Genomic DNA, 12277 nt, shown 5'->3' on the forward strand with positions numbered 1-12277 from the left:
TCATCGATGCCGTTCCCCCGGCGGCCGCCCCCGCACGGAGCGCCGCCGGGGGCTTCTCCACGCCGCCCGTCCAACGGTTCCCGCCTTGGCGGCGGCGATGTCCCGGGCCGGCGTCCTGCGGATGTCACGGGTTCCAGGCCATGGTGGCGTAGACCCGGTCGAAGCGTCCGGCGGCCAGGTCCTGCCGGGGGATCGACCAGGAGTAGCAGGACATCTCCAGGCCGTCGATCCCGTGCATCCACTCGAAGGAGTTCGCCCGAAGCCGTCGCGGATGAACAACGGCGCGCCGGGATGATCCCGGTGCCGAAGCCGAACAGGAAGCTGCCGATGGTGAGGGCCGTCGCCCAGCGGCGGACGGTCCCGAGCCCTTTCGGCGTCAGCTGGGCGAAGGGGCTCCGGTCCGCCGGCCGGGTGTCCAGGGGTTCGTTCGGGGCGCCAGGTCCTCCCAGCTCCCGGGGCCCGCGCTGCCGGCCGGGTACGCGTCGAGGGGGACGCGTCCATCGTGCCAGGCGTCCAGCACCGGTTCGACGATGCGCCACGACTCGACCGACATGTCGTCGCGCACCGACAGGGGCTTCTCGTCCTCCAGCACGCCCCGGAGCACCTCCCCGTACTCGAGCAACTCGCCCGGGGCGAAAGAGGTGTCGAGGGTGACGGGGGAGATGGTGGAGGGATCACCCGCCCCGTTGACATTGAGGTCCAGTTGCAGGCGGTGGGGGCCGATGCCGAGGCGCAGCCGGTTGTTGGGCACCGCGCCGGTGAGCCCGCCCGGCACGTGCCGGGGAGCCTTGAACCAGAAGGTGACCTCCTGTCGGGGCGCGCCGATCGCCTTGCCCGAGCGGACCCGGAAGGGCACGCCGGCCCACTGCCAGGTGTCGACCGCGAACATGACCTCGGCGAGGGTCTCGGTCTCCCGGGCCGGATCGGTACCCGGCTCGTCGGTGTACGAGGGGAGCGAGCGCCCGCCGACCGTGTCGGCGGTGTAGCGGGCACGTCGGCTGAACCGCTCGGGACGGTCGTCCCAGACGTGGGTGGCGCGCAGGACGTGCGCCTTGGCGTCCCGCACATCGACCGGCTCCAAAGCGCTCGGCGCGGGCATCGCCACCAGCGCCAGCACCTGAAGCAGATGACTCTGGACCATGTCCCGCAGGGCGCCCGTCGTGTCGTAGAAGCCGGCCCGGCCCTCCAGACCGAGCGTCTCGTCGAACACGATGTCGACCGCTTCGACGTGTTCCGAGGTCAGCAGAGGTTCGATGACCCGGTTGGCGAACCGGACGCCCAGGATGTTCAGCACCGTCGGCATACCGAGGAAGTGGTCGACGCGATGCACATGGTCCTCGGGCACGAAGCTGTGCAGCAGTTCGTTCAGTGCCGTGGCACTGGCCGCGTCGGTGCCGAAGGGCTTCTCGAGCACCAGGCGCGTCCCTTCGGGCACTCCGATCCGGGCCAGCGTCCGGCACGCTTCGACGGTGACCGCCGGTGGTAGCGCGAAGTACAGCGTGAGGCGGCCGCCGCAGGACGCCAGCAGACCGCGCAGGTCGTCCGCGCCGGCGGCGTCCGCGGCCACGTAGCGCGTGTCGCGGACGACGGCGTCGACGGCCGCACCGCTCGCGTCGCCCTCGGAGAACGCCCGCGCGACGAGCGCCCGCCATTCCTCGTCGCTGCCCTCGCCCCGGTCACTGCCGACCAGATGGAGACCGGTCAGCCCGGATGCCGCGACGAGGCTGCCCAGGCCGGGCAGGAGCAGCCTCTTCGTGAGGTCGCCGCGGGCGCCGAGAACGAGCAGCGTCTGGGGCCGCTCGCCGTGCGGGCCCGCCGGGGCGTCGGCGGCGCTCATCCGGCGAACTCCCTCACCGGCATCCCCGGCGACCCGGGCGTGCAGGCGAACAGCGCGCCCGCCGCCGGCTCGGCGCCGGGGCCGAGGTGCTCGCGCGAGGTGGTGATGAACAGCCGGTCGAGCCGGGGCCCGCCGAAGGCGCACGCGGTGACCTTGGTGACCGGGAGCTCCACGACTCCGTCGAGTGTGCCGTCCGGCGCGTACCGGTGCACGCCGCCGCCGTACAGGACGCCCCGGGCGCCGCCCTCCGCGTCGACCGTCGGCGCGTCCCGGCTGCCGCCGCCCTCCGGCACGGTGGTGAACGGGCGCCGTCCGCCCAGCCCGTGCTCGTAGTCGTAGTCGTAGTCGAAGGCGTCGACGCGGCCCGTCGCTGTGCCGGCGTAGTGCGCGCGGTCCCCGTCAGGGCTCCGTTCGAGACCGGTGGAGACCGTCACGGCGTCGAGGGCGGTCGTCGTCGCGCCGTCCGGGTCCCGGTCGGCGGCCGCCGGGCCGCCCTGGACTCCCGCGTGCCCCCTGCCGAGAGGCCACCCGGCCGGCTCCGCCGCTCGGCCGGACGACTCGTCGACCGGGCGGGGCGGTTCCGGGGCGGGAAACGCCGGTCGTCCTCCCGCCGCGTGACTTCGCGAGAGCGATCGTGAGAGAGGCCGGCAGCTCGTGCGGGCAGGCCGTGCCCCGCCGTTCCTGGGCATGGAGACTCCGTCCCGGATCGCGGTCAGAGAGGCGCACGAAGGCGGCATGGGCGGCGGTCGGCGGACGACTCGCAACCGCCTCTCTCAGATGATTGTCCGTGTCCCGGCGCCCCGCATCTTCGTCGCGCGGCGCCGGAAAGCGGTCCGGCTCGAACGCGAATTCAGTTCCTGTCCTCCGGCACGGCCGGGCCGACGCCGTCGAGGACGACCCTTCTCCCCGTACGCCGTGCGCAGCCCGTTCGCCGCGACGGACGAGCCGGTCAAGGGGGGTGGCTGCGTGGTCCGGGTGCGGGTCACAGGCTGTGGGCGGTGATGTCGCCGTGGGCGGTGGTGGCGTGGATGGTCAGGCCGGCCGTGGCGCCCTCGGTGTTCTGGAGGGTGTTGCGGATGCGGCCGTAGGAGGTGCCGGCGTCGAGGGTGGCGGAGGTGCCACGGGCGGCTCCCACCGAGATCCGGCCCTGCTGGGTGCGCAGCGTGACCGTGCCGCGGACGGCCTCGTCGATGCGGATGTCGCCCTGGTGGGTGCTGATCTGCGCGGGGCCGGTGAGCCGGCCGACGGTGCCGTTCCCGGCCAGGACGGTGAGGCGGGCGCCGGCGGTCTCGTCGAGCTTGACCCGGCCGCGGGAGCCGTCGACGGCGACCTCGCCGAGCCGTCCGACGCCCCGGAAATCGGCGCCGGCCGCCCTGACCTCGATGCGGGAGCCGGCGGGCAGGCGCACGGTCACCTCGACGGAGCCGGACGGGCCCAGGACCCGGCTCTTCGTCGCCGCCGTGGCCGTGATCCGCAGGATGCCGTCGGCGTATTCGACCGTGGCCTGCTCGGCGAGCTTCACGTCCCGGCTCCTGGAGGGGTCGGCGGGCCGGATCTCGACCAGGGTGTCGGCCCGGTCGGCGGCGAGGACCTGAACCCGCCGTCCTGGACGTCCAGGACGGCGGAGATAGGGGCGGGGGTGTCGAACTTCTGCATCGTGCTCTCCCGTGACTCGTTTTTTCTGACATTGGAAAAGCTACGTTGCGTTCGTGGATTGAGCAACATCTTTGTTGCTCTAAAATTAAGTATCTCCAGGTGAAGTGGGTGAAATCATTGCAGTGATATGGAAGGTAAAGTAATGCGAGTATCGTGATCGTTGCAATGGTATGAGGTCGGACACTACGCTCGAGGCGCCGGGGACCGTCACAGAGCACGAAGGAGACCGCGATGCCGGGAGGCAGGCTCACACAGCAGGAACGTCAGCAGATCGCGTTGGGACTGGCCGAAGGCCTCGCCTACGCGGAGATCGCCAGGCGCCTGGGGCGTCCGACCTCGACGATCACGCGTGAGGTGATGCGCAACGGCGGCCCCACCGCCTATCGCGCCGACCTGGCCCAGCGCGCCACCGAACGTCGCGCCCACCGCCGTCGGCAGGCCGCGTCCCGGGGGAGCGGAGCACCCGAGCAGGCCTACGGGCGCGACGCCGAGGCGGTGCGCGAGTACGAGGAGACGTTCACCACCGTCATGATGGCTTCGGGCATGCCCACGATGACGGCTCGGGTGATGGCCTGCCTCACCCTCTCCGACGCGGGCAGCCTCACCGCTGCCGAACTCGTCCAGCGCCTCCAGGTCAGCCCGGCGTCCGTCTCCAAGGCGATCGCCTTCCTCGAGAGCCAGGATCTTGTCCGCCGGGAGCAGGGTGACGGCCGCCGTGAGCGCTATGTCGTGGACGACGACGTCTGGTACCAGTCGATGATGGCCAGCGCCCGCTCCATCGCCCAGATCGTCGAGACCGCACGGCAGGGCGTCCACGTCCTCGTCCCGGGCACCCCGGCCGCCACCCGCCTGGAGAACATCGCCCGCTTCCTCGACTTCGTCTCCGAGAGCACCGCCCGCGCCGCGGAACAGGCCCGCGAGATCCTTCGCACGAAACCCGAGGCGCCCCCGGGCGGCACCACGGAGCCGGAGCACGAGTAGACCTGCAGTGGGCCGAGCATGCGCGGCGACCGAATCCGCGGCGGCCGCGCACGCGGTGACCTGCGGGGCGATACCGGCCCCCGGCCGACGTCCGGGCGGGCGTGCGCGGTGCACGGGTCGAGCCGGCCGAGGTGGAGGGGGCGCTGTCCGAGCACACCGGTCTCGCGCAGGCCGTCGTGGTCGCCGGGGAGGGCAGTTCCGGGCAGCAGCGCCCGGTGTCCCATGTCGTCCCGGCGGACGGCCGGACGGTCCCGTCCGACGAGCTGCGCCGGTCCGCCGCGGGACGGCCGCCGGAGGCCATGGTGCCGTCGGTGTTCCGTACCGGGGCGTCAACCTGACGGAACGGCCCCCGGCCGGGCCACGGCGCCCCCGGCTCCGGGGCAAGGCCGCCTCGCGATCACGGCGACGGCGGGACAGGCGTCTGCCTGCGGTGCCGTGCGCGTCGCATGTCCACTCGTGCGCCGCGCATCGGTGTCCCTTCTTCGGCCAGCAGCCGGGGGGCCTGACCCTGGTGGCACGTCGCGGGCGTGCCGTCTGCGTGGACTACGCGCCACCAGGGCACGCCCTCGTCGAGGAGGCCCATCACGCGCCCCACCTGCCGAGGACCCGTTCCGATCCATTTCGCGACGTCTCCGTGGGAAGCGACGCTGCCCGCCGGGATGGCCGCGACTGCCTCGCGGACCTCTGCGACGATGTCCATGCTCATCTCACTCACCGCAGGGCGCAGGGTAGGTGATGCGACCGTTATGAACGCACGCGCACTCGTTCAAGGACGCCGGTTTCGTCACGGTGGCGGACATGATGTGCGTGACCTCCACACCTGCGACGAGCAGCGCGTCAGTGATGAGTCTGCGGTGGCAGCGCCACGGTACGGCCTCACTGCACATGATCACCGGCCGACCGTGCGCGGCGAGGTCGAGCAGTTCATCCAGCCCTTTCGTGAACTCGCTGCTCATCATGTGATCGGCGTAGTCCCGGAATGCCTTCACCCGCCACGCAGTGTTGACGCTCTCGACGCCCTTGGGGGTGTGCCGCCTGCCGCCCAGCTCCCGGATCCACCGGTATCGGACAGCTGGGGGGAGACCGTCGATGATCGCGTCCTGGTTCCACTGCGGAAACTTGCGCGATGCCGGGTAGGAACGGACATCCACCAGGTGGGTGATCTCATTTTTCCGCAGCATTGACAGCACGTCATCGAAGGTGCGGGTCGAATGCCCGATGGTGTATACGCGGTTCGCCATCACATCTCCGTGTCCCGCTGTCAGGGCTCGCATCGCTCTCCGGCCTGCGAGGAGCTGCCCGGGCGGGCAGGCGCGAAGGCCGGCGGCATCAGCTCTCCTCCAGTGTGCTTCCCCCGTGCGGGGCAAGGTGATCGGTCCCTCCGCTCCCGATCTCGTACGGCGGGGTCGCTTTCCGTGACGCGACGGCGGGGAGTCCCCGCCCGTAAGGCCGGGGTACCGGTCATGCGGCGTGGCGGCGGTGAGGGGCGTCGCGGACATCGGCGGCCGTGAGCGCCCGCAGTGCCTCGTCGCGACCGACCCGGCCAGGGATGACGGCCCACGACTTCGGCGAGCACCTGCGTGACCAGGATCGACTTGCCGGAACCGGAGACCCCGGTCACCGCAGTCAGCACCCGGAGCGGCACGTCGACGGACACCTCGCGCAGGTGGTGGCGGGAGACGCCGGTCAGGCGCAGCCGTCCCTGCGGGAACCGGGGCCGATGTCGACCGCCCCGTCGGCCCGGCGCACGGCGTCGAGAGCGTGCTCGACGGCGGAGAGCGAGTTGCCCGACGCCCTGAGCTGGTCGAGCACGTCCGGCAGTGGCCCCGTGTCCGCCGGGTGCGGGCCGGCGGAGGGCTCGTCGAGCACATGGACCATGCCGAACAGCCCTGAGCGCGCAGCTGGTGGCGATCCGCGGGCGCTGGGCCTCACCCGGCGACAGGGCCGTCGAACGTCGTGCGAGGCCGAGGTGGTCCGGGCCGAGGCCGAGCAGCACGTCGATCCGTGCGACCAGGTCGGCGCAGATGCGTACCGCGGCCCTGGTCGGCCCTCCGGACCGGGCGGTGGGCGTGGTGGCAGTCGCCTCGGGCAGGTCCGCCACGGGCCGCAGCAGCTTCACGACCTCGGCGAGCGGCATGACGTCGGCCCTCGGCGACCGAGCGACCTGCGAAGGTGCCGTGAGCGCCTCCAGCCGGATGCGGCTGCCGTGGCACTCGGGGCAGGGGACGCCCCGGACGAAGCACATCGCCCGAGCACGCATCCGCCGACTCCTCGAGCCGGCGAGCACGGACATGCTGTGCAGGCCGGCGCCCTGCCAGGTTCCCGGCCACGCCGCGACCGCGCCGTCGCGGACGCTCGGCGCGACGGACCCGGCAACCAGTACTGCAACGGTGCTTGCCGTGAGGGGAGGCTGGGTCTGTCGTTGTCCTGGGCATGGGTGGGGACGTTGCCGAGGCTCGGATATGGGCCGGTGAACTGGATGCTCTGCATGGCCGTTTTGCTCCTCGTTTCGGCCGGTCGGAGCCGCGGGAGTCGGCTCTGGCCTACATGCGCGGGCTGACAGCCCCGCTGGAGCGGAAGAACGGCTGGAAGCTGGCGGGAGGTGGCCGGCCATGCAGGCCCGGACCGGCTGCACCGGCTGCTGAATCGGATCGAGTGGGACGCCGACCTGATCCTCGACGATGTCCGGAACCACGCGGTCGGGCATCTCGGGGACCAGGACGCGGTTCTGATCGTGGACGACACCGGTTTCATGGAGAAGGGCGACCGGTCGGCCGGCGTCCGGCGTCAGTACTCCGGCACCGCCGGACGCACGGAGAACTGCCAGGTCGGCGTCTTCCTCGCCTACGCCACCAGCCGCGGGCGGACGTTGATCGACCGGCTCCTGCATCTGCCCGCCTCCTGGACGGACGACCGGGAACGATGCCGTCGCGCGGGCGTCGAGGACGCGATCGGCTTCGCCACCAAGGTCACCATGGCGCGGGAGATGGTCCGCCGGGCGGTCACCGACGAGATTCCGTTCCGGAGGGTGACGGCGGACGCGGGCTACGGCTATACAGCAAAGGCTGACGGACCGAACTCGAACAGGCCGACGTCTTTCACGTCATGGCCGCCACCCGCCACGTCACCCTCGCCATGGCCGTCCACGCCGTCCTGACCGGCCCGAGGGCCCGCGCACTCGACACCGGGAAAGCGGAAACGGATCCTCTCAGCTCATAGCCCTGAGCCTCGCTGATATACGCCGCCTCATTCACCGGCTCACCCAGCGCCACTGCGCCCCCGTCGAACAGATCCTGCACTGGTCGACCTGGCGCCGACGACACCAACACCAGGTCCGCACCTGCCACTGCAAACAACGAGGCCACAGCCCATGAGCACTAATCTGCCCGGCCGGTGACGGCGACAGATGCCCCAAGGCCGATCATGGCCAGCCCTCCCGTGCCACCGATCAGTGACATGCGGCGGGGAGAACGACCCAGCCAGGCACGAGCAGTGGAGGCGGTCAGCCCCCAGATGCCGTCGGAGACCAGTTGAAGCAGGGCTCCGGCCAGGCCCAGGAGGAGCATCTGGATGCTGGCGTGGCCGGCTTCCGGGTCGACGAACTGAGGCAGGACGGCGGTGAGGAAGACGATGCTTTTCGGGTTGGTCACCCCGACGACGAACCCCGCCCGGACCGAGCCGCCGCCGGGCGCGGCACCCGAGGCGATCCTCGTGATCGCCCGGTCCCTCCAGCTCGCCCGCAGCGCCTTCGCACCGAGAAAGACGAGGTAGGCGGCTCCGGCCAGCTTGATCAGGTTGAAGAGCAAGACCGAACGCTCGACCACGCTCCCGACGCCCATGGCCACCGCGATGACAAGCACGTAGCCGCCGAGCGCGTTGCCGAGGACAGAAGACAACGCCGTTCTGCGCCCGTGGGCGAGAGCTCGTCCGATGACGAAGAGCACGCTCGGCCCTGGCACGGCTGACAGAAGCAACGACATGGCGCAGAAAGCGAGCAACTGGTGGGAGTTGACCATGGACGGAATTCTCGCCCCTGTGGGCAGGTGTCACCAGACCGACTTTGGACCTAGTACTGCAACGGCGAGCACCTTTGCAGTACTAGCCGTATTGGTCGTCTTCGGGTGCCGGCCCTCTTGCGGCTGCTGTCCTCTGCTGGGCGTGCCGGTGGGGCGCGGTGGCCGTCGGTGCGCCGGTGCAGGGGACAGCCCTGGGCGTCTCATTTCAGAATGCCGGCGGTGCGGGCGGTGGTCAGCCAGTCGGGGAATTCCTGCAGCAATTGGTCGAAGAGGCGGTGGTCGGGGATGGCTTGCGGGGCGCGGCCAGCGTGGAAGAAGCCTGCGTTGTCGACGATGCGGTGGGCCGGGACGGCGAGGGTGTCCAGCTTGCGCAGGAATGTGAACTCATTGTCATCGGGGTCGCCGAAACCGATGAACTGCCAGAAGAAGGGAAGACGGGCGGCCTTGCACAGGTAGCGTTCGGCAGCTGACCTGCTGGTGGGGCCGCCGTCGGTCTGGAAGATGACCAGGGCGGGGCAGTGGCTGCCGGATTCCATGTAGTGGTCGATGACCTCGTCCATGGCCCAGTGATAGTTGGTGCGTCCCATGTGACCGAGGTTCTCGTGCAGTTTGTTGATCCGGCCGCGGTGTCCGCCGAGCGTCAGGTCGGTGGATCCGTCGACGTCGGTGGAGAAGAACACCACCGGAACGGTGCCGTCGTCATCAAGATGAGCCGACAGTGACAGAACCTGCTCGGCCAGGTGTTGCATGGTGCCGTCCCGGTAGTAGGGCCGCATCGACCCGGAGCGGTCCAGCACGAGATACACCGCAACCCGCACGTCCTCCAGCCCATGCCTGCGCACGCTGGCACCCGCCGTCTTGTACAGGCTGACCAGATCAGGTGCCCTCTCCTGCACCTTGGTCAGGCTGATGGTCGCAGCACGCTCGATGTCATTCGTCGAAATCACTCCTCCAGGGTGATGCCCGCTTCCGAGCAGGCACGTTGTGCCTGCTCGGAAGCGGGCAGTGCGGTTCGGACTGAAAGACCGGGGAGCAACGGGCAGCATGACACCAGGTTGCGCGAGCGCCCCCTTGCAGAACTCAGGCCGGGTGCGGGCCTGTGCAAGAGGACGATCTCTCGTGGGACAAGGACGGTGCTGCTGCCGCCTGTGCCCGGGCGTCATCCGGTCGTGGTGCGCTCCTTGGCCGGCGCCCGGCGTGTCCTCGGGGTATCCAGATGGACGACGACGGTGGTGTAGAAGCGGTGCACGGCGTCGTCGACGCTGCGGATGAAGCCGGTCTCGGCGTTGCCGCGGCCGCTTCCCATGCTCTTGAGCAGGGACAGGCGGAACCCGGTGATCTTGGTGCCGTTGTCCTTGGGGAGCAGGTCCGCCGGTTCGGGGCGCAGCCGCTCCAGGGTTCCGCGCGGGCCTCCGGTCTCGCTGTCGACGAGAGTCTCGACGTGGAGGTCCGCCGGCGCCTCGGCCAGGCGTCGGACGAGTCGCTTGGCCCAGCTCAGGGGGTAACCCTGCTCGGGGGCCGGGATTTCGACGGAGGTGCGCAGTTTACCGGTGCGCAGATCGGCGCTGACGGCCAGGACGCCGGGGATGCCGTCGATGCGCAGCTCCGCCTGGAGACGTCCGTCGAGACAGAGCTGGTCGGCGAGGCGGTTGCGGCGCTCGGTGGGGTCCGTTCCGCGCTTGGCGCGCTGGACGGGCAGCACCTTCTGTCCGAGTTCGCCACCCAGCCTGAGGCAGACCTGGCGGATGAGTCGCTCCCAGTTCTCGGCCACTTCCAGTGCCCGGGCGTCACCCTGGCAGAGGGTTTCGTCGTCGATCCCGTTGCGCACGGGGACCCAGGCCGGACCCATGTTCTGGAAGCCGTGGCAGCCGGAGTTCTCGTGCTGCAGGTAGTACAGCAGTTCCTGTAGAAGCCAGGCGTGCGCGACGTTGCCCACTCCCTCGTGTCTGATCAGCATCTGCGCTTGGTGGGCGACTTCCGCCCAGGACAGGTGCCAAAGAGCCACCTTGTGCTTGCGCCGTTTGTCGATCTTGACGTCGACGAGCGGGCTGCCCTCCAGCGCGACGTCGTTCGTCAGCGTGATCACGGCCTCATAACCGCGGCGCGCGGCTATGTCCATGTACGCCTGCACCTGGTCGGCCTTGAGTGCGTTGCCGTTGGTCTTCGTCTCGACCAGCGCGGTCCACAACTTGCCGGCCCGCTCCACCCGGATCACCCCGTCCGGGCGCCGCGGACTGTCGCCATGGGGCAGGGAGACCTCGGTGAACGTCTCCATGTGGCCCGCCGGAGCCCCGAACCCGGCGGTGAGCCTCCTGCTGAACTCTGGCACCTGCGCCATCACCGACAGCAGCACCGAAGTGGCACGCATCTCCCGGTCCCGGTCGCTCTTGAGCACCGAAACCGGAAAGAGCCTGGCCGGCTTCCAGGAGTCGTTCTCCGCCAGGGTCTTCTTGACCGTCCTGGGAAGGGTGACTTTCTTCTTCGCGGTGCGGGGGCGCGCGGTCGGCTTCTTCGGCTCGACGGCCTCGCCCTCGGGCCGGCGAGGCGCGGGGATGGCCTCCAGCACCGCCGGCGGGGCCGGCTCCTCGGCCGGTGCCAGGGTCGCCGCATCCGCGTGCTCGTCGGCTTCGGGGGTGTCGAGCGCTGCTTCCGTCTCCGCCTCAGTGGCCGCGTCGTCCTCGATGTCGACACCGAAGTCGGTCGCCAGCCCCGCAAGCCCGCTCTCGTAACCCTGCCCGACGGCACGGAACTTCCATCCCTCGCCCCGCCGGTACAACTCGCCGAAGATGACCGCCGTCACCGAGTCGGCGTCGTCGACGGCGAACCGCAGGAGGCTCTCGCCGGCCGCGTCGGCCAGTGTGATCCTCACATCCTCCAGCTCATCGAAGCGAGCTCCGTCATACCTGCTCGCGGCGACGACGATCCGGCCGATCTCGGACGGCACCGCGGTGAGGTCGAAACTGATCCGGTCCTCGCTGCCGTCTGCCGTCGGTGTCTTGCCCAGAAGCTGCACGCTTCCGTCGGCGGCCACCGGATGGTTGTAGAAGTAGAAGTCGCTGTCGCTGCGCACCTTGCCGTTCGTGTCCAGCAGCAGGACCGACACATCCGCGTCACCCTCGCCGGTAGGGCTGGCCCAGCCCAAACTGACGATCACTGAACCGACGTCGTCGCTCAGATCCGCCAGGGCCGTATTCGCGCCCTTGATCATTTCCTGCACAAAGCCCCCCGACGGCGCACCTTGGGCATGCGGATGATTCCGCCCCATCTGTCCTCTACGCGACACAAGATGACGAGCCGCGCAGAGGAAACTGTAATACGCACCGAGCCTGGTCGTGGAGGTTCCGTGAAGCCAGGTGTGTAACAGCCGTGTCGACACTGAACCGTGGCTGCTTCTCCCTCGGTGTTGCTGGTGTCTTCCGGCCTGCCGTTGGGTCTGCGGGGGTTGTCGCCGGCGAGACTGGCCTTGCGCATGAGCCGCTCGCCCCACCGTGGCCGACGTGGATTGCGTTGCGTGTGAGGGCGGCATGGACGAGGGTGATCCGTGGGCGTCGTTGGAACCCTCCTGGATTTGCCGGACGCTTCCCGTCGACTGCGCGTCCTGCTGCCGCCGTCCGTACGGCTCTCTCGGCCTGACGCCAGCGGCAGTAGGCGGGCAAAAGGATGTTCAGCTTCCGGAGCGCGGGCTCGATCCCCGGGCGTGGATGCTTGTCGACGAGTGCTGCTACCTGGGCCGGGCCGGGGCGTGCTGCGCCGCGAGAAAACGGCGGATGCCGTCCGCAGGTCCTCG

The 12277-nt window shown here is 70.1% G+C and carries 9 protein-coding genes and 3 pseudogenes; 3 read left to right on the forward strand and 9 right to left on the reverse strand.

The window, feature by feature from the left end:
- Window positions 1-376 precede the first annotated feature (376 nt).
- From ACIQ8B_RS27115 to ACIQ8B_RS27125, 3 genes and pseudogenes are all read right to left on the reverse strand, one after another.
- Entirely contained in the window at window positions 377-1837 is a 1461-nt protein-coding gene (locus tag ACIQ8B_RS27115) for a glucose-6-phosphate dehydrogenase (RefSeq protein ID WP_403550350.1), read from the reverse strand.
- A complete protein-coding gene (locus ACIQ8B_RS27120; RefSeq protein ID WP_403550351.1) occupies window positions 1834-2574 on the reverse strand; it encodes an SMP-30/gluconolactonase/LRE family protein in 741 nt (246 codons plus the stop codon). The genes ACIQ8B_RS27115 and ACIQ8B_RS27120 overlap by 4 nt, the downstream gene beginning before the upstream one ends.
- A 245-nt stretch (window positions 2575-2819) precedes the next feature.
- Window positions 2820-3493, reverse strand: a pseudogene (locus ACIQ8B_RS27125) (DUF4097 family beta strand repeat-containing protein).
- A gap of 231 nt (window positions 3494-3724) precedes the next feature.
- Between ACIQ8B_RS27125 and ACIQ8B_RS27130 the strand changes: the two are divergent.
- Both ACIQ8B_RS27130 and ACIQ8B_RS27135 read left to right on the forward strand, forming a co-directional pair.
- A complete protein-coding gene (locus ACIQ8B_RS27130; protein WP_403550353.1) occupies window positions 3725-4474 on the forward strand; it encodes a helix-turn-helix domain-containing protein in 750 nt (249 codons plus the stop codon).
- 101 nt (window positions 4475-4575) lie between these two features.
- A complete protein-coding gene (locus ACIQ8B_RS27135; protein WP_403550355.1) occupies window positions 4576-4812 on the forward strand; it encodes a hypothetical protein in 237 nt (78 codons plus the stop codon).
- Between the two features lie 59 nt (window positions 4813-4871).
- Here ACIQ8B_RS27135 and ACIQ8B_RS27140 read toward each other — a convergent pair whose 3' ends face one another.
- The 3 genes and pseudogenes from ACIQ8B_RS27140 to ACIQ8B_RS27150 form a co-directional block, all read right to left on the reverse strand.
- Window positions 4872-5174 carry an MGMT family protein gene (locus tag ACIQ8B_RS27140; protein ID WP_403550357.1) on the reverse strand — a complete coding sequence of 101 codons (303 nt, stop codon included), beginning with the start codon at window positions 5172-5174 and terminating at the stop codon, window positions 4872-4874.
- A 7-nt stretch (window positions 5175-5181) separates the two neighbouring features.
- On the reverse strand, window positions 5182-5715 hold the full coding sequence (locus ACIQ8B_RS27145; RefSeq protein WP_290009749.1) for a DUF488 family protein: 534 nt from the start codon (window positions 5713-5715) through the stop codon (window positions 5182-5184).
- Between the two features lie 308 nt (window positions 5716-6023).
- Window positions 6024-6830, reverse strand: a pseudogene (locus ACIQ8B_RS27150) (ABC transporter); the annotation flags it as partial.
- A 77-nt stretch (window positions 6831-6907) separates the two neighbouring features.
- Here ACIQ8B_RS27150 and ACIQ8B_RS27155 point away from each other — a divergent pair.
- Window positions 6908-7606 (forward strand): annotated as a pseudogene (locus tag ACIQ8B_RS27155) (IS701 family transposase); the annotation flags it as partial.
- 245 nt (window positions 7607-7851) lie between these two features.
- Here ACIQ8B_RS27155 and ACIQ8B_RS27160 read toward each other — a convergent pair.
- The 3 genes from ACIQ8B_RS27160 to ACIQ8B_RS27170 form a co-directional block, all read right to left on the reverse strand.
- On the reverse strand, window positions 7852-8490 hold the full coding sequence (locus ACIQ8B_RS27160) for a LysE family translocator (protein WP_403550359.1): 639 nt from the start codon (window positions 8488-8490) through the stop codon (window positions 7852-7854).
- A 200-nt stretch (window positions 8491-8690) separates the two neighbouring features.
- Window positions 8691-9437 (reverse strand): vWA domain-containing protein, encoded by a 747-nt coding sequence (locus tag ACIQ8B_RS27165; RefSeq protein ID WP_403550361.1) that lies wholly within the window; start codon window positions 9435-9437, stop codon window positions 8691-8693.
- Between the two features lie 212 nt (window positions 9438-9649).
- Window positions 9650-11698, reverse strand: a complete 2049-nt coding sequence (locus ACIQ8B_RS27170; RefSeq protein ID WP_403550465.1) for a TerD family protein — start codon at window positions 11696-11698, stop codon at window positions 9650-9652.
- Window positions 11699-12277: the final 579 nt, after the last annotated feature.

This window comes from Streptomyces sp. NPDC096105 (genome assembly GCF_044763335.1).
In the GTDB taxonomy this organism is placed as follows: domain Bacteria; phylum Actinomycetota; class Actinomycetes; order Streptomycetales; family Streptomycetaceae; genus Streptomyces.